Origin of the sequence: Halalkalibacter lacteus (assembly GCF_036663595.1) — a bacterium.
GTDB lineage: Bacteria > Bacillota > Bacilli > Bacillales > Bacillaceae_D > Halalkalibacter > Halalkalibacter lacteus.
The window spans coordinates 154,739-180,583 of the sequence record NZ_JAWRVL010000005.1 but is presented as its reverse complement, the minus strand read 5'-3'; the positions used below and the strand labels follow the sequence as shown (position 1 = coordinate 180,583).

General features: G+C 38.1%; 23 protein-coding genes. 15 read left to right on the top strand and 8 right to left on the bottom strand.

Annotated features, from left to right (window positions below; translation table 11 throughout):
- Positions 1 to 766: 766 nt before the first annotated feature.
- The 7 genes from gyrA to dnaA form a co-directional block, all read right to left on the bottom strand.
- Positions 767 to 3,277 (bottom strand): DNA gyrase subunit A, encoded by a 2,511-nt coding sequence (gyrA, locus tag SAZ04_RS05810; protein WP_332692435.1) that lies wholly within the window; start codon positions 3,275 to 3,277, stop codon positions 767 to 769.
- A 25-nt stretch (positions 3,278 to 3,302) separates the two neighbouring features.
- On the bottom strand, positions 3,303 to 5,243 hold the full coding sequence (gene gyrB, locus SAZ04_RS05805) for a DNA topoisomerase (ATP-hydrolyzing) subunit B (RefSeq protein WP_332692432.1): 1,941 nt from the start codon (positions 5,241 to 5,243) through the stop codon (positions 3,303 to 3,305).
- Between the two features lie 132 nt (positions 5,244 to 5,375).
- Entirely contained in the window at positions 5,376 to 5,660 is a 285-nt protein-coding gene (gene remB, locus SAZ04_RS05800) for an extracellular matrix regulator RemB (RefSeq protein ID WP_332692429.1), read from the bottom strand.
- Positions 5,661 to 5,678: 18 nt separating this feature from the next.
- On the bottom strand, positions 5,679 to 6,791 hold the full coding sequence (gene recF / locus SAZ04_RS05795) for a DNA replication/repair protein RecF (protein WP_332692426.1): 1,113 nt from the start codon (positions 6,789 to 6,791) through the stop codon (positions 5,679 to 5,681).
- 12 nt (positions 6,792 to 6,803) lie between these two features.
- Positions 6,804 to 7,019 (bottom strand): S4 domain-containing protein YaaA, encoded by a 216-nt coding sequence (yaaA, locus tag SAZ04_RS05790; RefSeq protein ID WP_332692423.1) that lies wholly within the window; start codon positions 7,017 to 7,019, stop codon positions 6,804 to 6,806.
- Positions 7,020 to 7,257: 238 nt separating this feature from the next.
- Entirely contained in the window at positions 7,258 to 8,397 is a 1,140-nt protein-coding gene (dnaN, locus tag SAZ04_RS05785; RefSeq protein WP_332692420.1) for a DNA polymerase III subunit beta, read from the bottom strand.
- A gap of 187 nt (positions 8,398 to 8,584) precedes the next feature.
- Positions 8,585 to 9,934 carry a chromosomal replication initiator protein DnaA gene (gene dnaA, locus SAZ04_RS05780; RefSeq protein ID WP_332692417.1) on the bottom strand — a complete coding sequence of 450 codons (1,350 nt, stop codon included), beginning with the start codon at positions 9,932 to 9,934 and terminating at the stop codon, positions 8,585 to 8,587.
- Between the two features lie 781 nt (positions 9,935 to 10,715).
- On the opposite strand from dnaA, the gene rpmH reads away from it, so the two are divergent.
- The 12 genes from rpmH (at position 10,716) to SAZ04_RS05720 (ending at position 22,280) form a co-directional block, all read left to right on the top strand.
- The gene (rpmH, locus tag SAZ04_RS05775) at positions 10,716 to 10,853 is read left to right on the top strand and encodes a 50S ribosomal protein L34 (protein ID WP_003323480.1); all 138 of its coding nucleotides are present in this window, start codon (positions 10,716 to 10,718) and stop codon (positions 10,851 to 10,853) included.
- Positions 10,854 to 10,967: 114 nt separating this feature from the next.
- Positions 10,968 to 11,321: a ribonuclease P protein component gene (gene rnpA / locus SAZ04_RS05770; protein WP_332692412.1), complete on the top strand. Its 354-nt coding sequence runs from the start codon at positions 10,968 to 10,970 to the stop codon at positions 11,319 to 11,321.
- A 90-nt stretch (positions 11,322 to 11,411) separates the two neighbouring features.
- The gene (gene spoIIIJ, locus SAZ04_RS05765; protein WP_332692409.1) at positions 11,412 to 12,185 is read left to right on the top strand and encodes a YidC family membrane integrase SpoIIIJ; all 774 of its coding nucleotides are present in this window, start codon (positions 11,412 to 11,414) and stop codon (positions 12,183 to 12,185) included.
- Positions 12,182 to 12,805: an RNA-binding cell elongation regulator Jag/EloR gene (gene jag, locus SAZ04_RS05760; RefSeq protein WP_332692406.1), complete on the top strand. Its 624-nt coding sequence runs from the start codon at positions 12,182 to 12,184 to the stop codon at positions 12,803 to 12,805. Before spoIIIJ ends, jag begins: the two co-directional genes overlap by 4 nt.
- A gap of 285 nt (positions 12,806 to 13,090) precedes the next feature.
- Positions 13,091 to 14,467, top strand: coding sequence for a tRNA uridine-5-carboxymethylaminomethyl(34) synthesis GTPase MnmE (mnmE, locus tag SAZ04_RS05755; protein ID WP_332692403.1), 1,377 nt, complete (start codon positions 13,091 to 13,093; stop codon positions 14,465 to 14,467).
- Between the two features lie 196 nt (positions 14,468 to 14,663).
- Complete coding sequence (gene mnmG / locus SAZ04_RS05750) at positions 14,664 to 16,550, top strand: tRNA uridine-5-carboxymethylaminomethyl(34) synthesis enzyme MnmG (protein WP_332692453.1); 1,887 nt, start codon at positions 14,664 to 14,666, stop codon at positions 16,548 to 16,550.
- A 156-nt stretch (positions 16,551 to 16,706) separates the two neighbouring features.
- A complete protein-coding gene (gene rsmG / locus SAZ04_RS05745) occupies positions 16,707 to 17,420 on the top strand; it encodes a 16S rRNA (guanine(527)-N(7))-methyltransferase RsmG (RefSeq protein WP_332692400.1) in 714 nt (237 codons plus the stop codon).
- Between the two features lie 199 nt (positions 17,421 to 17,619).
- Positions 17,620 to 18,486: a nucleoid occlusion protein gene (noc, locus tag SAZ04_RS05740; protein WP_332692397.1), complete on the top strand. Its 867-nt coding sequence runs from the start codon at positions 17,620 to 17,622 to the stop codon at positions 18,484 to 18,486.
- A 146-nt stretch (positions 18,487 to 18,632) separates the two neighbouring features.
- Complete coding sequence (locus SAZ04_RS05735; RefSeq protein ID WP_332692394.1) at positions 18,633 to 19,406, top strand: ParA family protein; 774 nt, start codon at positions 18,633 to 18,635, stop codon at positions 19,404 to 19,406.
- The gene (locus SAZ04_RS05730; RefSeq protein WP_332692391.1) at positions 19,387 to 20,244 is read left to right on the top strand and encodes a ParB/RepB/Spo0J family partition protein; all 858 of its coding nucleotides are present in this window, start codon (positions 19,387 to 19,389) and stop codon (positions 20,242 to 20,244) included. The genes SAZ04_RS05735 and SAZ04_RS05730 overlap by 20 nt, the downstream gene beginning before the upstream one ends.
- Positions 20,245 to 20,408: 164 nt before the next feature.
- Positions 20,409 to 21,560, top strand: a complete 1,152-nt coding sequence (locus SAZ04_RS05725) for an aminotransferase class V-fold PLP-dependent enzyme (RefSeq protein ID WP_332692387.1) — start codon at positions 20,409 to 20,411, stop codon at positions 21,558 to 21,560.
- Positions 21,561 to 21,575: 15 nt separating this feature from the next.
- Complete coding sequence (locus SAZ04_RS05720) at positions 21,576 to 22,280, top strand: DUF554 domain-containing protein (protein ID WP_332692384.1); 705 nt, start codon at positions 21,576 to 21,578, stop codon at positions 22,278 to 22,280.
- A 45-nt stretch (positions 22,281 to 22,325) separates the two neighbouring features.
- Here SAZ04_RS05720 and yyaC read toward each other — a convergent pair whose 3' ends face one another.
- Positions 22,326 to 22,979, bottom strand: coding sequence for a spore protease YyaC (gene yyaC, locus SAZ04_RS05715; protein ID WP_332692381.1), 654 nt, complete (start codon positions 22,977 to 22,979; stop codon positions 22,326 to 22,328).
- 96 nt (positions 22,980 to 23,075) lie between these two features.
- Here yyaC and SAZ04_RS05710 point away from each other — a divergent pair, with 96 nt between their 5' ends.
- From SAZ04_RS05710 to ychF, 3 genes are all read left to right on the top strand, one after another.
- On the top strand, positions 23,076 to 24,107 hold the full coding sequence (locus SAZ04_RS05710) for a YkvI family membrane protein (protein WP_332692379.1): 1,032 nt from the start codon (positions 23,076 to 23,078) through the stop codon (positions 24,105 to 24,107).
- A gap of 90 nt (positions 24,108 to 24,197) precedes the next feature.
- Positions 24,198 to 24,395 carry a DUF951 domain-containing protein gene (locus SAZ04_RS05705; RefSeq protein WP_332692376.1) on the top strand — a complete coding sequence of 66 codons (198 nt, stop codon included), beginning with the start codon at positions 24,198 to 24,200 and terminating at the stop codon, positions 24,393 to 24,395.
- A gap of 214 nt (positions 24,396 to 24,609) precedes the next feature.
- Entirely contained in the window at positions 24,610 to 25,710 is a 1,101-nt protein-coding gene (gene ychF, locus SAZ04_RS05700) for a redox-regulated ATPase YchF (RefSeq protein ID WP_332692373.1), read from the top strand.
- Positions 25,711 to 25,845 lie beyond the last annotated feature (135 nt).

Here is a 25,845-nt window from a genome sequence, read left to right as displayed (position 1 = left end):
CGTTCGTCCTGAGCCAGGATCAAACTCTCCATAAAAGTGTTTGAGTTGCTTCACGTTTGTGTTACAACATAGCTCAAGTTATATCACGCTAACGATATAACAAATGTAATTTTACTAAATTACTAAAAGTTGACGAGATAACATGTATCTCTATTTCGCTTGGCTTTTGTTCAGTTTTCAAAGAACTACGTTGTTGCTAACAGCAACTTTATAAGTATACCGCATTTAAATATCGACGTCAACACTTTTTAAAATAGAATGTTTCCGTCGTCTTGGCGACAAGGAATAATATAACACAATGAACTTTATTTATGCAAGCATTCTTTTTATTTTTTTAATAAATCCTCAATATAAAGTGAGTTTTGTTGAGTTAATTGAACAATTGTGTGATCAGTAAGCAACTTCACTATTGGTCTAGTAGGATTTTTTTGATCACAATAAACAATCTCAGCAATTAAATCCAATTTATAACCACTCTCCCTTGTTCGTGTAATGATGTAGATGTAGTAAATGTGCTGGTTTCACCTTCATTCCAAATCCCTCGTTTCATCTTCCACTTATCTCTTTCAATATACGTGAGGTGTTATAGCAAGAAAAGTTAGATTTATTAACATCAAATTCTTACTTTCCCCTCCTCTTTACCTATCATTACGAGACACGATGAAATAGTAACTTATCGTTCCTTAATGTTAGTGAGGTTTTTTTAACATGACTCCACTCACTACGAAAAAGGCTGTCGAGAAATAATTTCTCAACAGCCCTTTTTTTACTTATCTTTTTCATCTATTGGTTCACTTTCACTTTCTTCCACTGTTTCAGCCGTTTCTTCTCCAGTTTCTTCAATGTCTTCATCGTCGTCAATATCAACACGAGCCACCGTTGCTACTTCTTCACCTTCATTTACGCGGATTAATGTTACCCCTTGCGTATTTCGGCCTGTTGTTGATATCCCCTCTACTTGTGTACGAATAATGACACCACTTGCTGTAATAATCATAATATCGTGTTCAGAGGAAACAATTTTTAACGAAACAAGTGGGCCGTTTCTGTCCGTAATATTACAAGTTTTAATCCCTTTACCACCACGATTTTGAACACGGTATTCTTCAATAGGTGTTCGTTTTCCGTATCCTTTTTCCGTGACAATTAAGACGTCATGCCCTTCTTCAATAATGTCCATTCCAACGACATGGTCATCAACTGAAAGCGAGATACCTCTTACCCCAGCTGCTGTTCTACCCATTAGCCTAACATCATTCTCAGGGAAACGAATAGACATCCCTTGCTTCGTACCAATAATCAATTCTTGCTTCCCATCAGTTAAACGAACACCATGTAATTCATCTTCTTCTCGTAGATTAATGGCAAATAATCCACCTTTTCTAATATTCGCAAATGATGAAAGTTCTGTTCTTTTTGCAACACCGTACTTCGTTAAGAAGAATAAATAGGCGTCCTCTGTAAATTCCTCTATTGGAATAACCGTACTAATATACTCTCCTTGTTCAATTTGAAGGAGGTTAATAATCGGTATTCCTTTTGCTGTACGTCCAAGCTCTGGAATTTCATAGCCTTTTAAACGATAGACTTTTCCTTTGTTTGTAAAGAAAAGAATTGTATGGTGCGAATTCGTTGTAAATAAATGTTCAACAAAATCATTATCATTTGTGCCCATTGCCTGTATTCCTTTACCTCCACGTTTTTGATTGCGATACGTAGAGATTGGCAAACGCTTAATGTACCCGTTGTGAGAAATCGTTATGGCAATGTTTGTACGAGGAATTAAATCCTCATCTTCAAAATGATCCTCACTCATGGAAATAACCGTACGACGCTCATCGTTAAATTTCGCCTTCACAACAGACAATTCTTCACGAATAATGTCGAGAACTTTTTCTTCATCTGCTAAAATGGCTTTTAATTCAGCGATACGCGCCATTAATTCTTGATACTCACCTTCAATTTTATCACGCTCTAAACCAGTTAGACGTTGCAGACGCATATCTAAGATAGCTTGTGCTTGTTCATAACTAAGTTCAAAACGATCTATTAAACCATTACGTGCGATTTCAGTCGTTTGTGAAGCACGAATGAGACTAATCACTTCATCAAGGTGGTCCAAGGCGATTCGTAAGCCTTCAAGGATATGAGCACGAGCTTCTGCTTTACGAAGTTCAAATGCCGTCCGACGTCTGATAACTTCAACCTGATGATCTAAATAATGTTCAAGACACTGTTTTAGGTTTAATACTTTCGGTTGTCCCCCAACAAGTGCTAATAGATTAATACCAAAGCTCGATTGTAGCGACGTCTGTTTGTGGAGATTATTAAGTAAGACGTTAGCATTTGCATCACGTCTTAACTCAATTACAATACGCATTCCATTACGATCGGACTCATCACGTAAATCAGTAATTCCATCAATCTTCTTTTCTCTTACTAATTCAGCAATTTTTTCAATAAGTCTTGCTTTATTCACTTGGTATGGAATTTCCGTAAAAATAATTTTTTGTTTCCCGTTATGTTCTTCGATGCTTGATTTAGAACGTAACGTAATCGATCCACGTCCTGTTTGATACGCTTTTCTAATTCCTGAACGTCCTAAAATTTCAGCACCTGTAGGGAAATCTGGCCCAGGAATATATTCCATTAATTCTTCAATTGTAATATCACGGTTTTCTGAAAGAGCTAATACTCCATCAATAATTTCCCCTAATTGATGGGGAGGAATGTTCGTTGCCATCCCAACAGCAATACCTGATGCACCGTTTACTAACAAGTTAGGGAAACGGGCAGGCATTACGATTGGCTCGCGCTCGCTCCCATCATAGTTATCTTGGAAGTCGATCGTATCTTTATTAATATCTCGAACAATTTCCATTGAAATTTTAGACATTTTCGCTTCTGTATACCGCATTGCTGCTGCAGAGTCACCATCAACAGACCCGAAGTTCCCATGTCCATCAATTAACATATAGCGGAAACTGAAATCCTGCGCCATACGTACCATCGTTTCATATACAGCTGAATCACCATGGGGGTGATACTTCCCAATAACTTCACCGACGATACGAGCTGATTTTTTATAAGCTTTATCTGAGGTCATTCCCAGCTCATTCATCGCGTACAATATACGACGATGTACAGGTTTTAAACCATCACGTACATCAGGTAGTGCACGACTAACGATAACACTCATCGCATAATCCATAAATGAAGACTGCATTTCCTGACTAATATTCCTTGCTTTTACTCTAGATTGTTCTTGCTCAGCCATTATTTATCAACCTCCATCTCCAAGCTTATATATCAAGATTTTGCACATACTGCGCGTTCTCTTGGATAAAATCACGGCGTGGTTCTACACGGTCACCCATTAAAATTTCGAAAATTTCATCAGCCTTTATCGCATCTTCTAGAGTTACTTGGAGAACAGTACGGTGCTCAGGATCCATTGTTGTTTCCCAAAGTTGTGTTGGATTCATCTCACCTAACCCCTTATAGCGCTGAATTCCGAGTTTATTTTTATCTGGTATTTCTTTAAGAGCTTCTTCCAATTCTTTATCGGTATAAACATAGCTAACGTCACGACCTTGACTAATTTTGTAAAGTGGAGGTTGCGCAATATAGACGTATCCATTTTCAATAAGTGGACGCATATAACGATAGAAAAACGTCAAAATTAACGTTCGAATATGAGCACCATCAACGTCTGCATCCGTCATGATGATAATTTTATGGTAACGAGCTTTGGCAATATCAAAATCATCACCAATTCCTGTACCAAAAGCAGTAATCATCGCACGAATTTCATTGTTAGCTAAAATTTTATCTAGCCTTGCTTTCTCAACGTTAATAATTTTCCCTCGAAGAGGTAAGATAGCTTGGAAGTGACGATCACGACCTTGTTTTGCCGAACCACCAGCTGAATCACCCTCAACAATATAAATTTCACTAATAGAAGCATCTTTTGACGAACAATCAGCTAATTTACCTGGTAGCGAACTAACTTCTAACGCACTTTTTCTTCTTGTTAATTCACGTGCTTTTTTCGCTGCTTCTCTTGCTCTCGATGCCATTAGTCCTTTTTCGACAATTTTTTTAGCTACTTGAGGGTTCTCAATTAAGAAACGAGAGAAATGTTCACTAAAAAGAGAATCCGTAATCGTTCTTGCTTCACTATTTCCTAACTTTGTTTTTGTTTGTCCTTCAAACTGTGGATCAGGGATTTTCACTGAAATGATGGCGGTCAAACCTTCCCGAACATCTTCTCCAGTTAAATTAGGATCTGCTTCCTTAAATAAATTGTTCTTCCTAGCATAATCATTAATGACACGCGTTAAACCAGTCTTAAAACCCGATTCATGAGTTCCACCCTCATGTGTATTAATGTTATTAGCAAATGAATAAATATTACTTGTGTAACTGTCATTGTATTGCACAGCAACTTCAACTGTTAAGCCTTCCTTTTCACTTTCGATATGAATTGGCGCTTCATGTAATACTTCTCTTGAGCGGTTCAGATGCTCAACAAATGAGCCAATTCCACCTTCGTAGTAATAGGTCGCTTCCTTCCCATCCTCACGCTTGTCCGTTATGACAATCGTTAAACCTTTATTTAAAAAAGCTAACTCACGAAGACGCGCTGCGAGCGTATCATATTCGTAAACGATTGTTTCTTTAAAAATATCAGTGTCTGGTTTAAAGTGAATGCTTGTTCCTCTTTTTTCCGTTTCACCAATCACTTCTAAATCAGCCGCAGGAACACCTTGATGATACTTTTGATAATGAATTTTCCCTTCACGGTGTACTTCAATTTCCAAAGTTGTTGAAAGAGCATTTACAACTGATGCACCAACACCATGTAACCCCCCAGAAACTTTATATCCACCGCCGCCAAATTTACCACCAGCATGAAGGACAGTCATAATCACTTCAACAGCTGGGCGCCCCATTTTCTCATGAATTCCAACAGGAACACCACGTCCATTGTCTTCAACTGTAATACTATTATCTTCTTCAATGACTACTTTGATCGTATCGCAATAACCAGCCATTGCCTCATCAATACTATTATCAACGATTTCCCATACTAGATGATGTAAACCGCGTGCACTTGTTGATCCAATATACATACCAGGGCGTTTCCGAACAGCTTCTAACCCTTCTAAGACTTGAATTTGACTCTCGTCATAAGACTCTTGTGCTGAATGTTGTTCATTCGTCACTCTGTTCACCTTCATTCCTCAATATCGATCTTGAGAGGTTGATAAAAAGGTATTGTCCTTTTCCCCCAACCTCGAAACAATGAGCGAAGCCATTGCCCTTTACTTGCTTGAACACTCTATTTTACCACCTGTTTAGATGAAAATCTATTAAGGATCAACCTCATCTTCTTTTTCTAGATGCATGTCGATAATTGCTTTTCCTTGAGCTCTTCGATTTAATGTTAAAGAAGACACTGGTGAATAATAAATTTCATCGTTTGTTACAACAATTGATTTCATATAGTCAGCTGAAATAACCGTTTTCTTTTTTCGTTTTTCTTCTTCTTTTAGATACGTGTCTGTTATTGATGATTTCTCTTTTGCATCACAATTCAAAATTGCGATAATATCCTTTGATCTAATAATGACATCTCCACCTAAATGAATAAACACAATGTTTCACCGCCTCAGCTATTGAGTAGTAATCGTTCCGTCTGAAACATGGAAAATAGTCGCTTGATTCAACGTTTGTTGATCAATTCCACTCACATTTGTAGTTGTAACAAACGTTTGCACACGGTTTTGAATCGTTTGAAGAAGATGTGACTGGCGGTAATCATCCAATTCAGATAACACATCATCAAGAAGCAGAATAGGGTATTCACCAATTTCCGAATAAATTAATTCTATTTCGGCTAACTTAAGTGAAAGTGCTGTCGTTCGTTGCTGACCTTGAGATCCATACGTTTGAACATCTCGGCCATTAATAGAAAAACCAAGATCATCTCGATGAGGTCCAAATAATGTAACTCCTCGTTGAATTTCTCGCGTTCGTTGTTTTTCGTACGTTTGATAGAATCCATCTTTTATTTTCGACAAATCCATCTCTTCTGATACGTCAGCTGTTGATCGATAACAGATCTCTAGCTTTTCTTTTCCTCTGCTAATATCATGGTGTATCTGTTCGGCCCACTTTTGAAGTCGTTTTATAAACCCATACCTTCGTATCGTCACTTCTGCAGCTAACACAATCATCTGTTCACTTAGAATATCTAACATGTCTTTTGAACCCTTGCCTATTTGAAGAGTTTTTAGCAGAGAGTTACGCTGCTTTAGAACTTTTTGATATAACCCTAAGTTGTGTAGGTAAATACGGCTAATTTGACCTAGTTCCATATCGAGAAATCTTCTCCGCACTTGAGGAATGCCTTTAACGAGATTGAGATCTTCGGGTGCAAACATAACTACATTCGCTGCACCTACGTACTCACTCAGTTTTTTCTGCTCAATTCCGTTTACTTTTCCTCTCTTACCTTGCATCGAAAGAATAAGTTCAATCTCAAGCTTATTTGTTTTTTTTGCAATTTCCCCATGAATCCTTGCAAATTCTTCGCCCCAGCCAATTAACTCTTTATCTTTAGAAGTTCGATGAGATTTAGCTAGAGCTAGAACAAAGATTGCCTCAAGGATATTTGTTTTTCCTTGTGCATTATCTCCTAGGAACACATTAATTTGACGGTCAAATGCTACTTCTACTTTTTTATAATTACGGTATTGACGTAGAGTAAGTTGCTTCAAAAACAAAAGGGATTCCCCCTATTTTGTGACAATTTGATATTTTTCTCCATTTGTTAGAGTGACAAAATCACCTGGTACAAGCTTTTTCCCACGGCGATTTTCCTCCTCCTCGTTCACATAGACAACATACTCAGAAAGATACCATTTAGCCATACCACCCGTATCAATAACGCCAACTTCTTTTAGCATCTGCCCTAGTGTTATGTAAGCTGTTGAAATGACGACTTCATTCACGTTTACCACTCTCTCTTTTCTAAATATATGTTCAAAAAGGTAATGACATTGCTCAATTCACAATTTACACCCTATGAATAAATTGTGAATTGGAAACTGACAATCGTTTCGTGCAGCAAAGTGAAGACAGCAATTCATACGTGAGTTGCTGTCTCTTTTATCCCTAATTCAATTATCCTTCTCTATATTGTACTAAACGAGCGCATGCAAGCCAAGTCCTATTCGTTTGTTTTCATGTTTAGTACGTACGAACTGGAGAAAATAGGTGTAAATAGTGATCATGTTCAATAGGACGGATGACAAATGGACTCATAGCCCCAGTAAAAATAATTTTAACTTCTTCACTATCAATAACTTTTAGAGCATCAATGATATTCTTTCCGTTAAAGGAGATACGCATATCCTCGCCCTGCATCTGTGTTTCGATATTTTCAGTTACTTTTCCTACTTCTGGAGAGACCGATGTAATTTCAACATTCCCTCCGTCTAGTGTTTTTAAGTTAATGACATTGTTTTTGCCTTCTCTAGATAATAATAGCGCCCGTTCAAGCGTTTGTAAGAATGGCTTTGTTTTTAATTGTAACGACGTTTTTGTTTGAGTTGGGATCATACTTTTTGTAACAGGATACTTTCCTTCAAGTAATCTAGAGAAAAATAAAAGGTTTTTCAACTTAAATAAAACTTGATTTTCCGTTACAACAACGTCAATTAGCTCATTCGTATCCTCAATAATTTTGCTTAGCTCATTCAAACTCTTTCCAGGAATTACAATATTTGAGAAGGATAGCGTTTCATCATTCTTTTCGATTGTTGCTTTTCTCATTGCAAGCCTGTGGCTATCTGTTGCAGTACAGATTAACTCTCCTCCGTCCGTTTCCAAGTTTACACCTGTCAACACCGGACGTGTTTCCTGAGTGGACACTGCAAAAACAGTTTGACGAATCATATTTTTTAACATGTCTTGAGGAAGACGGAATAGCAAATCCTCCTCCAGCTGCGGTAAGCGCGGATATTCTTCTGGGTCAAGTCCATTTAAGTTAAAAACAGATGATCCAGACCTGATCGTTGTTGCAAATTGATCTTGTACGATTAATTCAACATCATTACCTGGAAGCTTTTTAATGATTTCAGCAAAAAAACGAGCTTGTAAAACAATACTCCCTTTTTCCTCTATTTTAACAATTTCAGATCCATCATCTTCCTTTGGAATAAAGACTTCAATCGAAACATCAGAATCACTACCTGTAAGTGTTAACCCTTCTGCGTGTGCGATAATTTTTATACCTGTCAAAATAGGAATCGTCGTTCTTGAAGAAACAGCTTTAGCTACATTTTGAACATCATGAACAAAACGATCACGATTAATAGAAAAACGCATATCAAAACTCCTTAATTAGTATAGTTATGTTTTAAAAATAATAGTAATAGTAGTAATAGGGGCTGTGAGTATGTGGATAACCGGATGAAGTGAGTAAAATGCCAGCCTGTACACATGTTAATAACATGTTAATAGACTGGCTCTACTTATTCACACTGTACACAGTTTCTATTTTTTCTTTGAATAATTAATTTCGTAGTATATCCATTAATTCTTGTACTTTTTCTTGGAGTTCTTGGTCGGTTGCAAGTAATTTAGAGATTTTTTCATGCGCGTGTATGACGGTTGTGTGGTCGCGCCCGCCAAATTCACTTCCGATCTTCGGTAAAGAGGAATCAGTTAACTCTCTCGATAAATACATAGCTATTTGCCTTGGAAAAGCGACTGATTTGGTTCGTTTCTTCGCTTTGAAATCTTCTAATTTCACATGGTAGTGTTCACCTACTAACTTTTGTATGTCAATAATCGTCAGTATTTTAGGTTTGGAATTAGGAATGATATCTTTAAGAGCTTCTGCGGCTAAATCAGCATTCATATCTTGATTAATTAAGGATGAATAGGCAACGACACGAATAAGTGCACCTTCCAACTCTCTAATATTTGTATCTATTTGATTGGCAATATAAAGCATAACTTCATTAGGAATATCAAGGTTTTCAGCTTTAGCTTTTTTTCGTAAGATCGCAATTCTTGTTTCAAGGTCAGGAGGTGTAATATCCGTAATCAAGCCCCATTCAAATCGTGAACGCAATCTATCTTCTAGTGTTGGTATTTCCTTTGGAGGTCGATCACTAGATATGACAATTTGTTTCGATTCCTCATGTAATGCATTAAACGTATGAAAAAATTCCTCTTGTGTTTGTTCTTTTCCAGCTAAGAACTGAATATCATCAATAAGGAGAACGTCTACATTTCGATATTTATTGCGGAAATGAACAGCTTTATTGTCACGAATGGAGTTAATGAACTCATTTGTGAATTTTTCGGATGATAAATAGACGACTTTGGCATTTGGATTGTGGTCCATTACATAATGACCAATCGCATGCATTAAATGTGTTTTCCCAAGACCAACCCCACCATAGATAAACAGGGGATTGTAAGCTTTTGCTGGGGCTTCAGCGACAGCGAGTGAAGCAGCGTGAGCGAAACGGTTACCTGATCCAATGACAAAGGTATCAAACATATATTTATCGTTTAACATCGTTTTTGACATATTAGCTGATGTTACTTCTTGTGTTTCTTGCTTTTTTGGGACAGGTTCAGGAATAAAGTCTTCTTCCATTTCATGTTGAGGGATAACAAATTTGGGTTTAAGACGTGTTCCTGTTAATTGCTCAATTGTTTCAGAGGTTAACTCTGCATAATGGTCTTCAAGCCAATCGCGCGCAAACTCATTCGGTGCAGTTATGACAATCGTGTCGTTTTGAATATCGTTTGCTTTCGTGGCTTTTAACCATGTTTCGAAACTAGGTTTGCTGACTTTTTTTTCAATCTCAGCAAGTGCCTGTTCCCATAGGTCATGGATGTTCTCCAAAAGTTTCCCCCTCCTTCTTTCTGAATAACGAACAGTCATCCACCTCCTTGTCGAACTTTTGTACAAGAGGGTGGATGCCGTCGAATAAATATACATTCACACGCGTTTGTGTAAAAATTATAATATAGTAGAAAAACGTCTAAATGTGAGTTTTGAACAGGTTGTGGAGAACTGAATTCACATAAAATAAAAGATGTCCACAATGTTACCCACAGACTGTGGACAAAAACACACTCGAAATACTTGTCCACGAGTGAAAACAATTCAATCATAGCAAAAAAAGTCCGTAGTCGCAACGGTTTGTTGTATTTATCCACATAACACTGCATGTTGTGTCTTATAATTATCCACAGCACAAGATGTGTGTGTAACTTGTCGATAAAATTGGGGAGGGGTCGAAAAATGTCGGAATCTACTTATCCACAACTTATTGGATGTCGTAGGAGAACTGTTTGTAGAACCGTTGAAGATGGGAGTGAATTCGTTTGAAATTCTTAAAATGTGGATTGATCAGGAAATGGCATTGACTCTACTCGTTCCGTGGAAGCTAAAAGAAACCAACTTAAAATTTGCTTAAAGGCAAGAAGTGGCTCCGTTTAATTTTTTAGTTGTTTTAAAAAAGAAAGGCACTTAATTATAGAGACTCCTCGACAAATTGGATTAATTATAGTCTCCACTCGCTGCTACGGATTTATAAATCCTTCTTGACAAGTGCGGTGTCGTTTCTTATAATTTACAAGAATGTCTTTTAGATAAGTTAATCCTCAGGGAGGTGTTATAGATGGGAAAACCAACATTTCAACCGAATAATCGTAAGCGTAAAAAGGTACACGGTTTCCGTGCACGTATGAGCACAAAAAATGGCCGTAAAGTATTAGCTCGTCGTCGTCGTAAAGGAAGAAAAGTATTATCTGCATAGGCCACTGAATGTCAGTGGTCTTTTTCTTCTTTCTATAGAGATCTGTATGACTGATTTAGTGGATGAGAACAATGTCTGATAAATAAGTTCTTGTTTGTTAAGGAGTGTAAAAGATTGAAAAAAGAGCAACGGATTAAAAAAAATGATGAGTTTACACACGTATTTAAAAAAGGACATTCCGTTGCAAACCGTCAGTTTGTTCTTTATTCGTTACCAAAAGAAGGACAAGCTTCATTTAGACTTGGCCTTTCTGTTAGCAAAAAAGTAGGGAATGCCGTAACGCGAAATCAAGTGAAACGATACATTCGTGAAGTATTTCGTTTAAAGGAAGAAATGATTCATAGAAGTGCAGATTATGTTGTCATTGCTAGAAAACCTGCTGCTACAATGAGTTTTCATGAAGTGGAGCAAAGTTTGCTGCATGTATTAAGAAAAGCACGTGTTTTGAAGAGTGGAAAACGCGTGTAAAAGCGAATGATTTGAAAAGGGTTTATTTTTTGTCGGATAAGCCCTTCATATATATAATAAGAAGTGAATGAGGAACAAGGAGGAGAATACGTGCTGAAAAAATTTGGCTTGGTTGCCATGATGGTAGGGCTACTTGTTGTAATGACAGGTTGTTTTAATATTGAGGAACCGATTACGAAAGATAGTACTGGCTTTTGGGATTCCTATTTAGTTTATCCTTTATCATGGTTAATCATTTATGTTGCGGATCTTTTTAATGAAAACTTTGGGTTATCAATTGTTATCGTTACGATTCTGATACGTATAGTACTTTTACCTTTAATGATCAAACAAACAAAGAGTGCAAAAGCGATGCAAGCAATCCAACCGGAGATGGCTAAGCTTCGTGAAAAACATAGTGCAAAAGATCAAAAGACTCAACAGAAACTTCAACAAGAAATGATGGCGATGTTTCAAGAACACGGTGTCAATCCTTTAGCGGGTTGTTTGCCATTGTTCATTCAAATGCCAATATTACTTGCGTTTTATCATGCGATTATGCGTACTGGAGAAATTGGCAACCATCCATTCTTATGGTTTGAATTAGGTACACCAGATCCGATTTTCTTACTTCCTATTATTGCGGGGGCGACAACGTTCATCCAACAAAAGATGATGATGGTGACAGACAATCCGCAAATGAAAATCTTATTATATGTCATGCCGATTATGATTTTTGTATTTGCGATCTTCTTCCCAGCAGCTCTTACGCTTTATTGGGTAGTAGGGAATCTGTTCATGATTACTCAAACGTATTTTATTACTGGTCCAAATGTCGGAAAGAGTAAGACAACTGAGGCAAAAACGGGAGGTAAAAAGAAGTGACCTATTTAACCGTATTAGGAAAAACAGTTGACGAGGCGATTGCAAAAGCAATAAATGAGTTGCAGACAACGAGAGAGAAACTTTCATACCGCGTGATTGAAAAGCCTCAAAAAGGTTTTCTAGGTATCATTGGTTCAAAGCCTGCAAAAATTGAAGCCTATGTTCTGCCTGATCCGGTTGAATTAGCTCAAACCTTCTTAGAAGAAACCATTTCGTTGATTGGGCATGAAGCAACCATTACAAAAACAGTTTCTGACAAGCATGTTTTGTTTGAACTTGCTAGTTCGGATGATGTTGGACGATTAATAGGGAGAAGAGGTCAGACGCTTGAGTCTCTTGAGTATTTGACGAATCTCGTTTGTAATCGTGGTGAACAATCGTATACACGTCTTGAGCTTGATATAGGAAACTATCGTGAGCGGCGTAAGCAAACTCTCGAACAGCTAGCCTTGCGAGTAGCGAATAAAGTAAAAGATTCAAAGCAACCTTTGCCTTTAGAACCAATGAATGCCCTTGAACGAAAACTTGTTCATGAAACAATTAAATCTGTTCATGGTGTTGTAACGGAATCAAAAGGAAAAGGGGGAAATCGACATATTGTTGTTTTGCCTGTGAAGTAGAACGAAATCCTCTATCCTGATGGTAGAGGATTTTCTTTGCATTATAGATTTTAATAAAATAGCAGCATGTAGCGTGCGGAGTCATTGTCACCTTGAACGAACTCTTTATAGTCTAAAATAGCATTTCAAAAATAGCTGTGATATTCTAGAGTTTTAGAGGTTTTTCAAGAAAGTAGAGATTCTAGGCTATATAGATAGTGAAAAAAGTCGATACTACAAACAAATAGTATGTGTAATAGATGTACGGTGGCTACGCTTATTGAAGAATGGGAAGAGGTGAACGGAATGGAGTTTGATACAATAGCAGCAATTTCTACTGCTCTAGGAGAAGGGGCAATTGGGATTGTGCGTTTAAGCGGAGATGAAGCTATTTCAGTTGCGGACAAATTATATAAAGGGAAAGAGCCGCTATCACTAGCTCCATCTCATACAATTGTCTATGGGCATATCATCGATTTAGCTTCAAATGAACGGGTAGAAGAAGCGATGGTATCGGTTATGCGTGCGCCAAAAACGTTCACGCGCGAAGATATTGTAGAGATTAACTGTCATGGAGGACTCCTTTCAGTGAATCGAGTTCTTAAGTTAGCACTAAGACATGGTGCTAGATTAGCCGAACCAGGAGAATTTACAAAACGTGCTTTTTTAAATGGAAGAATTGATCTTTCCCAAGCTGAAGGAGTAATTGATTTAATTCGGGCGAAAACCGATCGCGCGATGAATGTTGCTCTTAATCAAGTAGATGGTCGTTTATCGAAGAAAATTGCAACGTTACGTCAAGCATTACTTGAAACAGTAGCACATGTTGAAGTCAATATTGACTACCCTGAATATGATGCTGAGGTAATGACGCATAGCATATTGAGGGAGAAAGCGACATTTGTAATTGATGAAATTGATAAACTTTTATCAACAGCTGCCCAAGGGAAGATTCTACGTGAAGGACTTTCTACTGTTATTATTGGTCGTCCAAACGTAGGGAAATCGTCACTATTAAATAGTTTAGTCCATGAAAACAAAGCAATTGTAACCGATGTTGCAGGGACAACACGAGATATTATAGAAGAATATGTTAATGTTAAGGGAGTACCGCTCAGATTAGTCGATACAGCTGGAATTCGAGAAACAGAAGATATTGTTGAACGAATCGGTGTGGAACGCTCAAGAGAAGTTTTGAAAAAAGCAGATCTCATTCTTTTAGTGTTAAACTACGGGGAGGAATTATCTCCTGAAGATGAGGCTCTTTTTAAAGCGGTTGAAAAAATGAATGTGATCATTATTGTAAATAAAACAGATGTCGAAAAGAAGATTGATCTAGAGCAGGTAAAGAGTCTTGCGGGTAATCGTCCTTTCGTTACAACATCTTTGCTACATGATGAAGGGATAGAGCAGTTAGAACAAGCAATTGCGGATCTATTTTTCGAAGGTGAAATTGAAGGCGCTGATGTGACGTATGTTTCAAATACAAGACATATTGCACTTTTAGAACAAGCAATGACAACAATTCAAGATGCCATAGCTGCGATAGAACTGGGAGTGCCAATTGATTTAATACAAATAGATGTAACGAGAACATGGGAATTGTTAGGTGAAATCATCGGTGACAGTGTCCACGAAAGCCTAATCGACCAGCTCTTTTCACAGTTTTGCTTAGGGAAATAGAGAAGTAGTCGAAGCAATGAGCAGAGCCATTGCCATCCCTTGATGAAAGCAGAGTGTAATTTAAAAGGATTTTTCCTATTTAATTATATTCCTAGGAAATAACGCAGCCACAATAATAGTTTAAACCATTAGAAATCAAAGACAATTAATACAATGCTCATTAACCTTGAGCATTTCTAATAAGGAGGTTAGAATGATGAATTATGATGGTGGACAATTTGATGTCATTGTTGTTGGTGCAGGGCATGCAGGCGTAGAAGCAGGTCTTGCATCAGCAAGAATGGGAGCGAAGACGTTAATGTTGACACTGAACTTAGATGCTGTTGCTTATATGCCGTGTAATCCGTCAGTCGGTGGACCGGCAAAAGGAATTGTCGTTAGAGAAATTGATGCATTAGGTGGGGAAATGGCCCACAATATTGATAAGACCCATATCCAAATGCGTATGCTGAATACGGGGAAGGGCCCTGCAGTGCGTGCATTACGTGCCCAAGCAGATAAATATCTCTATCAGCATGAAATGAAGAAAACAATTGAGGAAAATGATAATTTATTACTACGACAAGGAATGGTTGAGCGACTTATTGTTGAAGACAGTGTTTGCAAAGGAGTCATTACAAATACAGGTGCCCAGTATTATGCAAAAGCAGTTGTCATTACAACGGGTACGTACTTAAGAGGGAAAATAATTATTGGTGATTTAGCGTATGAGAGTGGCCCTAATAATATGCAGCCATCTGTGCAGTTATCATACCATTTAAAAGAACTTGGTTTTGATATGGTGCGTTTTAAAACAGGTACACCTCCTCGAGTTAATGGGAGTACGATTGATTATGATCAAACGGAAATTCAACCAGGTGATGACAAACCGCGTGCATTCTCGTATGAGACGACAAAATACATTACTGATCAATTGCCTTGTTGGTTAACATACACGAGTGAAAATACGCACCAAATTATTAACAACAACTTAAGTCGATCTCCAATGTATTCAGGAATGATTGAAGGGACAGGACCACGTTATTGTCCATCAATTGAAGATAAAATTGTTCGATTTAATGACAAACCGCGGCACCAAATTTTTCTTGAGCCAGAAGGAAGAAACACATCTGAAGTATACGTACAGGGCTTATCAACGAGTTTACCTGAAGATGTACAGTTAAATATTTTGAAGTCCATTCCAGGATTGCAAAATGTGCGGATGATGCGTCCTGGTTATGCAATTGAATACGATGCAATAGTGCCTACTCAACTATGGCCAACTCTTGAAACCAAGAAGGTACCTGGTTTGTTTACAGCAGGTCAAATTAATGGTACATCTGGTTATGAAGAAGCTGCAGGACAAGGCATCATGGCTGGCATCAATGCAGCAAGAGCAGCTCAAGGAAAAGAAGGAATTATTCTTGATCGCTCAGAAGCATACATTGGTGTATTAATTGATGACCTTGTAACAAAAGGTACGAATGAACCATACCGTTTACTTACTTCACGTGCTGAATATCGTTTGCTTTTACGTCATGATAATGCAGATCTGCGTTTGACGGAAAAAGGGTATGAAATCGGCTTAATTCCACAAGAGCGCTATGATCGTTTCTTGAAGAAAAAAGAACAAATTGCTAATGAAAAGAAACGAATTGAGAGAATCATTGTTAAGCCTTCTGCAGATGTAAAAGAAATGCTCGAACAAGCAGGTTCAGCGCCTTTGCAAGAGGCAGTTCGTGCAACGATGCTCTTAAAGAGACCAGAACTTACTTATGTAGACGTAGCGAAAGTAATAGAAAATCCTGCTGAACCGTTATCAGAGGAAGTTGCTGAACAAGTAGAAATCCAAGTGAAATATGAAGGTTATATTGAAAAGCAGCTTCAACAAGTGGAACGCTCTAAGAAAATGGAGAATAAGAAGATTCCTGAGGATCTAGATTACTCTGCTATTAATGGTTTGGCCTCAGAAGCAAGACAAAAATTATCTCAAGTACGACCGCTTTCAGTAGGGCAGGCGTCGAGAGTATCAGGTGTAAACCCTGCAGATATTTCAATCCTTCTTGTGTATCTCGAGCAAGGAAGGTTAGCAAAAATTCAATAAAAAATGAGGTGACTTACTTAGCTTGCCAAGGTTTTCTCAAAAAGGTCAGGCCTTTGGGATTTTAGCTAGCCTCCTAAGTAGGTCCAACTCATACATAATCAAAAAGGAAAGTATACCTTTTTGATTCACAATTACTTCTGAAGATGGAGAGTCGTTATGAGTAAAAAACAATTTAGTGCTCTTTTAGAGGAAAAAGGTATTACGTTAACACCGAAACAAGTAGAGCAATTTCAGCTGTATTATCAATTGCTTGTTGAGTGGAATGAGAAGATGAATTTAACTGCTATAACAGAAGAAGATGATGTTTATTTAAAACATTTTTATGATTCTATTACAGCTAGTTTTTACTTTGATTTTCAAGAAGGACAGCGTTTAATAGATGTAGGAGCTGGCGCTGGATTCCCGAGTATTCCTTTGAAGATTATTTACCCAACAATTCATGTTAGCATTGTTGATTCTTTAAAGAAACGAATTCATTTTCTTGAGCATTTATCGAGTGAGCTAGGATTAGAGGAAGTTTCATTCTTTCATGACCGTGCCGAGACATTTGGTCAAAATAAAGATCATCGAGAAAAGTACGATGTGGTAACTGCACGTGCCGTTGCACGTCTCTCAGTCCTTTCAGAGTTATGCTTGCCGTTAGTGAAGGTAAAAGGTCACTTTATTGCAATGAAAGGTGCAGGCGCGCAAGATGAGTTGGAGGATGCAAAAAAAGCAATCAAATTATTAGGCGGAACCGTTACCTTTGACGATTCATTTACCTTGCCACTTGAAGAAAGTGAACGCCATATTGTCCGTGTTTCTAAAGACAAACCTACGCCTAAAAAATATCCAAGAAAGCCAGGGACACCAAACAAGACACCTTTATAAGTGTGTTTCACGTGGAACATACTTTCGCTTTATAGTGAGTGTTTTAGAAACGTACCGGTAAAAATAACTTCAACGACAACTTTTACTTGACGCTGTAATGTGCGCAGGATATATAATGAAGTAGGTACAAAAGAAGGACTCCAGCAACGGGTGTCGAATCTAGTAAAAGACGGTTACTATCAGAAGGTGGTGTCAGGCGATGAAGCAACCGTTTTCACGCCTTTTTGGCTTTAGTGACAAGCAGGCAGAGGTTGAAGTTAGTGGAAACGAAGAAATAAGTCAAGGTCATAGTAATGAAGAAGTTAAAGAAATTAATATTTCAGATATAGTTCCAAATCGGTTCCAACCGCGTACAGTTTTTGACGAGGAGCGAATTGAAGAATTGGCTCAGACAATTCGAACACATGGGGTTATTCAGCCAATTGTTGTACGTGAGAGGGATGGAAAGTTTGAACTCATTGCCGGCGAGCGGAGATGGCGAGCAGTCACAAAGTTAGGTTGGGATACGATTCCTGCTTTAGTGAAAGAGTTTAATGATTCTCAAACAGCTTCAATTGCGCTAATAGAAAACCTTCAAAGAGAAGGGTTAACAGCGATTGAAGAAGCGATAGCTTATGCAAAGTTGATTGAGTTACATGGACTAACACAAGAGAGTCTAGCTCAAAGGTTAGGCAAGGGACAATCAACAGTTGCTAATAAGATACGGTTGTTGCATTTGCCAGAAGGTGTGCAGCAGGCGATTTTGGAACGCCATATTTCTGAACGTCATGCTCGTGCGTTACTCACATTAAAGAATGAAGAACTACAAATGAAAGTACTAGAAGAAATTGTGGAAAAACACCTTAATGTAAAGCAAACTGAGGAACGGGTTAAATTTATACTTGAGGGACAACCGACTCAAAAAAAGAAACCAACTCGAAAATCTTATTCGAAAGATATGCGTATTGCAATGAATACAATCCGCCAATCAGTTGATATGGTGTTAAAAAGTGGTCTGCATGTGGATACAAATGAAGAAGAGAACGAAGAATTTTATCAGTTTACGATTCGGATTCCGAAAAAATAATCTATCTCTAAAGATAGGTTATTTTTTTAGGTATGAATTAGAGACCGGTTATGGCAAAATGCAAAGTCAAAAATGATAAAAACGAATTACGAAAATTGTGTTAAAATAAGACATGTTCGAGTTTGGGATGGAAAGTGGGTGACAGCGTGGCCAAAATCATTGCTGTAGCAAATCAAAAAGGTGGCGTCGGTAAAACGACGACGGCTGTCAATTTAAGTGCTTGTTTAGCGCATATTGGTAAAAGAGTTTTGCTTGTTGACATTGATCCACAAGGGAATGCGACAAGTGGAATAGGTATTGAAAAAGGTGATGTCGATGAATGTGTCTATAATATTCTTGTCGAAGATGTTGAAGCTTCTGAAGTAATTAAATCAACATCTGTGGAACGCTTAGATGTTTTACCTTCAACCATTCAATTATCTGGTGCAGAGATTGAACTCGTTCCAACTATTTCCCGTGAAGTTCGTTTGAAAAGAGCCCTTACGAGTATATCGGCCAACTATGATTATATTTTTATTGATTGTCCACCTTCTTTAGGATTGTTGACTATTAATGCACTAACAGCATCAGATTCTGTCTTAATTCCTGTTCAATGTGAATATTACGCACTTGAAGGATTAAGTCAATTGTTAAATACAGTTCGTCTTGTACAAAAGCATTTAAATACGACTCTTGAAATTGAAGGTGTATTGCTTACGATGTTAGATGCCAGAACGAATCTTGGAATTCAAGTAATTGAAGAAGTAAAGAAATACTTTCGTGAGAAGGTTTTTGGTACGATTATTCCGAGAAACGTTCGTTTAGGTGAGGCACCAAGTCATGGTGAGCCCATTATAAAGTATGATGCAAAATCAAGAGGAGCAGAAGTTTATTTAGAACTAGCAAAGGAAGTGGTAGCGAGTGGCGAAAGGGTTAGGTAAAGGATTACAGGCATTTTTCCCTGATCATAATGATGAAACTCAAGATAAAGTTGAGCAAATTGCGGTTACACAATTGCGCTCCAATCCTTATCAACCACGTAAAATATTTTCTGAAGAGACTATTTCAGAACTTGCTGACTCCATTGAACTATATGGGATTTTGCAGCCGATTATTGCAAGGAAAAGCATAAAAGGCTATGAAATTGTCGTGGGCGAGCGCCGTTTTCGTGCCGCTCAAAAAGCAGGCTTAACCGAAGTTCCAGTTGTTGTAAAAGAGTTAGATGAGCAAAAAATGATGGAGCTTGCCCTCATTGAAAATCTCCAACGTGAAGATTTAAATCCAATTGAGGAGGCGGTTGCTTATGAAAAGCTGATGGAACATCTGTCTATGACGCAAGAGCAACTAGCTTTCCGCTTAGGGAAAAGCCGACCTCATATAGCCAACCATGTACGATTATTAAACCTTCCGAAAGTTGTTCAGCAATTTATCTCAGAGGGGAAATTGTCAATGGGACATGGCCGGGCTTTACTAGGGTTAAAAGAAAAACAGAAATTATCAGCACTTATTGAAAAAATATTCAAAGAAAAACTAAATGTTCGCCAAGTAGAAGAAATCGTCAATCAAGTAAATGAAAGAGTTCCACGTGAAACAAAACGAAAAAAGGTGTCTCTTTCTCCATTTTTAAAAGAAAGACAAGATGTTCTTAGATCGCGTTTAGGAACTGCGGTCGCAATTAAGCCAGGAAAGAAAAAAGGCAAAATTGAAATTGATTATTTCTCTGAAGAAGATCTTGAGCGAATTATCCAATTATTAGATTCGGAGCATTCTACGGAATAAATGGATGATGAAAAGGGGGACTCGAAGTACCTGCCCAATACAGCTTACTAGATTACAGTTTATTGAACCTGATCGGCTAACTGTAAGAAGTGAGGAACGGGAGGAGCTTTGGAGTACCTTTTTTTGCTTTTTAAAAAATAAATAGATGAAAGGAAGATGTTCTCATGATTTATTTTGACCATGCTGCATCATCTTATCCAAAACCTAAAACGGTTGCAGATGCGATGCATAATGCAGTCTCTACGTTTAGCGCAAATCCTGGTCGTGGTGGGCATAAGTTAGCAGAACAGGCTAGAGTAGTGATCGATTCAACTAGACAAAAGCTGTCTCGTATATTTGGTGCACCAGGAAGTAAACATGTTTGGTTTTATCAAAATGCGACTATGGCATTAAATCAAGCATTACTAGGATTTCCTTTTCAGGAAGGCGATCATGTAATTGCAACCATGTTTGAACATAATTCAGTGATACGCCCACTTGAGAAACTTATTTCTGATAAAAAGATAGACGTCACTTATATTGAACCAAACGAGAAAGGACTTATGACAGTAGAGCAAATCGAAACAGCTTTTACAGAAAAAACAAAAATGATTGCTGTCTCACATGCCTCAAATGTGACGGGGGCAATCGTACCAATTCGTGCGATTTCTAACGTAGCTAAAAAGAGAAATGTCGTAGTTCTACTTGATGCTTCACAAACGGCTGGTACAATCGAAATTAGTATGGACGATGATGGAATTGACCTTTTAGCATTTGCGGGGCATAAATCATTACTTGGTCCTCAAGGTACAGGCGTACTCATTTCAAAAGAAGATTATCAGTTAGAGCCTTTAATTGTCGGAGGGACAGGGAGTTATTCAGAGCTCCCCCACCAACCGTTAAAATGGCCTGACCGCTATGAAGCAGGTACACTCAATACACCTGGTATAGCTGGATTATCGGCTGGGATTGATGAAATCATTGAGATAGGAATAGAAAATATATGGTTCCATGAACAAAAATTAATGGAGCAATTTTTAAACGGAGTAAAAGAACTATCCGGATTTATGACATATGGACCTACGAATGTTTCCGATAGAGTGGCGGTTATTCCGCTTGAGCTAGAAGGAGTGGAAAGTCATGAGCTAGCCATGATTTTGGACGAACATTACCAGATTGCCGTAAGAGCAGGCATGCATTGTTCACCGAAAACCCACCAATCTTTACAAACGAGTGAGTCAGGGCTCGTCCGCATTAGTTTTGGTCCATATAATACAGCAGAAGAAGTAGAAAGCTTACTAGAAGCATTAAAAGAGATCAAACAAGCTTTCGAATAGATGAGGGGTAGTAGTATGGTTTTAACAGGAACACTTGTAAATGGGTTAGCGATTATTATTGCATCATTAATTGGGTTGTTAGTTCGAAACATCTCAGAACAAATGAAAACGACGACAATGCAAGCGATCGCACTTGCTGTTGTCGTTTTAGGGTTTGGAATGGCACTAAAAAGTGAGCAATTTCTAATCGTTATTGGCAGCCTTGTGATAGGCGGAATCATCGGTGAAAAAATTGACTTGGAAGCTCGGCTTGCAAGACTAGGTGCATGGGTTGAAATAAAAGTTGGGGCAAAAGAAGACGGATCAATTGCAAAGGCATTTGTAACGGCAACACTCATTTATGTTGTTGGAGCAATGGCAATCCTTGGAGCGCTAGATAGTGGATTACGAGGCGATCATTCTGTTTTATATACTAAGTCATTACTCGATGGCTTTTCTGCAATCATTTTTACTTCTACGTTAGGATTAGGTGTGATTTTCTCGGCGATTCCGGTTGTCCTCTATCAAGGTGTAATTGCCTTACTAGCAACTCAAATCAATCAGTTTGTGCCTGAAGTACTAATGAATGCATTTATTCTTGAAATGACAGCAACAGGTGGCATTATGATTATTGCGATTGGATTAAATATTCTAGGAATCTTGCATGTCCGTGTTGCAAATTTATTACCAAGTATTGTTGTTGTAGCAGCATTTGTAACTATTTTACACTATTTTGTTTAAATACGTTAGGGTCTGACTTCTTGTATGGAAGTCAGACCCTTTTTTCTACATAGATGGTTCATTCTTAGAGCGTAAGAGAATTTGTGGCTTCAGACGTAATGAATGTAATAGTGAAGGAGAAGCCGTTTTTTCAGGCAGAAGAGCATCTGTTTCACCAATCGCTTTTGCGATTGTTTCAGCCATTTGCATAACCGTATGAAGACGTGTATTCTGTAATACAAAATATTCCATCATACCGCCTATGTTAACGATGCCAGTCATATGAATATCACCAATAGAAGGTAACTTTTTTTGGACGGCAGCGCCCGGTTGAACCGGTCCTTCAGCAAGTGTAATTTTCCCTACACTATTCATTCTACCAAGACAGGCATCAATAGCTAAAACGAATGGGCGAGAATGTTTTTCTTTTACTTCTGCTATTCGTTCTACTAAATTTACAGCATGAACTGGTTTTTCTAACGTACCGTAAATGTAGAAACGTTTCAGATTCATATTCTCTAATTTTGATCCAATCAAAGGACCAAGTGAATCTCCTGTTGAGCGATCGGTTCCAATGCAGATGACTACAAGATCTCGTTTTAGATGAGGTTCAGTCATTTCATATAATTGCTTGACTATCTGTTCGATTGCTGTAGCTTCTTCCATATGAACACGCATCGGTGAATTCTTTTTTCCGAACAGACGATGGTTTGTACTCATAACATCGCCTCCTTTACCATAGTAGTAACAGTATACGGAACTTTTTTCCTTTCTATACATACATGAGGAAAAGAAGAGGTGAGGAGAGGATTTCGCATGTGGGCAAACGGCTTAAAATGGATGTTTCTCATTATTGGTACAATGATTGGTGCTGGCTATGCTTCCGGGAGAGAGCTTTGGGAATTCTTTGGAGCTGAAAGTGGACTAGCAATTATACTTTTTACTATTCTTTTTACCATTTCATGTAAGGTTATAATGACGATCAGCTATGAAAAAAAATCAACACATTATTTACCTGTGCTACAAGAACTAATGGGCAAGCGTTTATCTAAAATATATGATGTGATGATCATCGTTTACTTGTTCTCAACAACTGTTATTATGCTTGCTGGAGGTGGAGCAACCCTTGAAGTCGTTCATGTTCCTTACTGGCTCGGTACACTGATTATTGGTGGTCTCGTTGTCGTTTTATTTTTATGGGATACAAAAGGGATGACGTCCATGAATGCGTTTATTATTCCTATTCTCATTGTATTTTTAATTGCGATTTTACTCGCGTTTCAGTCTTTAAAAGGGTTTCCTATCCAATTTAAAATAGATGCACAACACAATTGGCCATCTGCTTTAACGTTCACTGCTCTTAATATTCTTCCGTTAATTGCTGTCATTGGTGCTGTTGGTCATGAAGTAAAACATAAAGGGGAAATGTGGATAGCGTGTATAGGAAGTGGAGTCATCCTTGGTTCCATCTCGTTTCTTTACAATGAGTCATTGTTACAAGTAGCAGGTGATATTATGTTATATGAGATTCCACTATTTGCGATCCTAAAGCATTATCCTTACTTCATGATGTTAATTATGTCGGCTTTATTATGGCTAGCCATCTATACAACTGCAGCAGCTGGGGTATTTGGTTTACTCTCGCGAATGAGAGCTTGGATAAAAGGACCAGCCTGGTTGCTTGCTCTTTTTTTAATAGCGATTATGTCTCCATTAACTACTTTTGGATTTTCAACACTTATATCAATTCTTTACCCACTATATGGGGTATTAAACTTATTTGTTCTAGCTTCGCTTCTTCTTTATCCCGTTTTTCACCATCGTGCTCTATTGGGGCGAGATCGATAATTTTATGGGATGTCCTCGACTCATCTGCGCTCTTTCGTGTATAATACAACAATAAAAAGGTTGTAGGAAGAAGAGAAGGAGGCATCTTGCATGATCAATAAAGAGTTTGCTCTCCATGATGTGGTAGAAATGAAGAAACAACATCCTTGTGGGGAAAATCGCTGGAAAATCATCCGGATGGGAATGGATGTCCGCATTAAATGCCTCGGGTGTCAGCATAGTGTAATGCTTTCGCGGAAGGATTTTTCAAAGAAATTAAAAAAAGTACTAGAGCGAGCATCTGAATAGCAGTGATCGGCAATGAGGGGAGAAAACCTTCATTGCCTTGTCTTTTTTTGTAGTAATCACTATAATTGGAAGGAATGCGCACTTGTATTAATTACTTTTTCAATTAAGAGTAGCATGATTTTTGTTGTTTTTGATTAAAAAGACTTTGGTGAGGGCCTTAGTTTTTCTAGAAATAAGAATAAGAATAAGATATTGAAAGAAGGAAGTGGATCTAGTGGCTTTAACAACTGGAATAGTCGGTTTACCGAATGTAGGGAAATCGACATTGTTTAATGCAATAACACAAGCTGGGGCTGAATCAGCAAACTACCCATTTTGTACGATTGACCCAAATGTCGGAATCGTAGAAGTTCCTGATTATCGCTTGCAGAAACTAACGGAATTAGTCGAACCGAAAAAGACGATCCCGACTGCTTTTGAATTTACGGATATCGCTGGAATCGTTGAAGGAGCAAGCAAAGGAGAAGGGTTAGGGAATAAATTTCTTTCTCATATTCGCCAAGTAGATGCGATTTCTCATGTTGTTCGTTGTTTTGCTGATGATAACATTACCCATGTGTCAGGCGGAGTGAATCCATTACGTGATATTCAAATTATTAATTTGGAATTAATTTTAGCCGATTTTGAATCAATTGAAAAAAGAATGACTCGTGTGGCGAAGTTAGCAAAAGCAAAAGACAAAGAAGCAGTAGCTGAGTTAGAAGTATTACAGCTTCTTCATGATGCATTTGAAGAAGAAAAGTCAGCTCGGAGCATTGATTTTACAGATGATCAACAAAAGATTGTGAAACAACTGCATTTACTTACGAGTAAGCCGGTTCTTTATGTAGCGAATGTAAGTGAAGAGGATTTACTCTCACCAGAAGATAATGACTATGTAAAGCAGGTAAAAGAATTTGCAGCGTCTGAGGGCAGTGAAGTGATTTTAGTTTGTGCGAAAATTGAATCAGAGATTGCAGAGCTTGATGGTGATGAAAAGCAGATGTTCCTTGAGGAATTAGGAATTAAAGAATCTGGACTTGATCAACTGATTCGAGCTGCTTACGATCTATTAGGATTGCAAACATATTTTACTGCAGGTGTACAAGAAGTAAGAGCGTGGACATTTAAAAAAGGAATCAAAGCGCCTCAAGCAGCAGGGATTATCCACACAGACTTCGAACGCGGGTTTATCCGTGCTGAAGTAGTCTCTTATGAAGACTTAGTTGACGCCGGCTCAATGACAGTCGCAAAAGAAAGAGGAAAAGTACGCCTAGAAGGAAAAGAATACATCGTCCAAGACGGAGATGTCGTTCATTTTAGATTTAATGTATAAGAGATTTTTCAAAAAGGGCGACTTTCCCTTTTTGAAAAATCTCGAAGCAATGAGCGGAGTCGCTGCCGGGTTTTAAGCTCGCTATGAGTGGGGTTTCTCATAGCGAGCGCGCAGTGAACGGAGCCATTGCCATCA

What these genes read in the sequence shown, in the direction of transcription:
- SAZ04_RS05710 (WP_332692379.1), top strand. Translation starts at nt 23,076, where the DNA reads ATGTGGGCAAACGGCTTAAAATGGATGTTTCTCATTATTGGTACAATG.
- yyaC (WP_332692381.1), bottom strand. Translation starts at nt 22,979, where the DNA reads ATGAGTACAAACCATCGTCTGTTCGGAAAAAAGAATTCACCGATGCGT.
- SAZ04_RS05720 (WP_332692384.1), top strand. Translation starts at nt 21,576, where the DNA reads ATGGTTTTAACAGGAACACTTGTAAATGGGTTAGCGATTATTATTGCA.
- rpmH (WP_003323480.1), top strand. Translation starts at nt 10,716, where the DNA reads ATGGGAAAACCAACATTTCAACCGAATAATCGTAAGCGTAAAAAGGTA.
- gyrA (WP_332692435.1), bottom strand. Translation starts at nt 3,277, where the DNA reads ATGGCTGAGCAAGAACAATCTAGAGTAAAAGCAAGGAATATTAGTCAG.
- dnaN (WP_332692420.1), bottom strand. Translation starts at nt 8,397, where the DNA reads ATGCGTTTTTCTATTAATCGTGATCGTTTTGTTCATGATGTTCAAAAT.
- mnmE (WP_332692403.1), top strand. Translation starts at nt 13,091, where the DNA reads ATGGAGTTTGATACAATAGCAGCAATTTCTACTGCTCTAGGAGAAGGG.
- gyrB (WP_332692432.1), bottom strand. Translation starts at nt 5,243, where the DNA reads ATGAAGGTGAACAGAGTGACGAATGAACAACATTCAGCACAAGAGTCT.
- noc (WP_332692397.1), top strand. Translation starts at nt 17,620, where the DNA reads ATGAAGCAACCGTTTTCACGCCTTTTTGGCTTTAGTGACAAGCAGGCA.
- SAZ04_RS05705 (WP_332692376.1), top strand. Translation starts at nt 24,198, where the DNA reads ATGATCAATAAAGAGTTTGCTCTCCATGATGTGGTAGAAATGAAGAAA.
- SAZ04_RS05725 (WP_332692387.1), top strand. Translation starts at nt 20,409, where the DNA reads ATGATTTATTTTGACCATGCTGCATCATCTTATCCAAAACCTAAAACG.
- mnmG (WP_332692453.1), top strand. Translation starts at nt 14,664, where the DNA reads ATGAATTATGATGGTGGACAATTTGATGTCATTGTTGTTGGTGCAGGG.
- rsmG (WP_332692400.1), top strand. Translation starts at nt 16,707, where the DNA reads ATGAGTAAAAAACAATTTAGTGCTCTTTTAGAGGAAAAAGGTATTACG.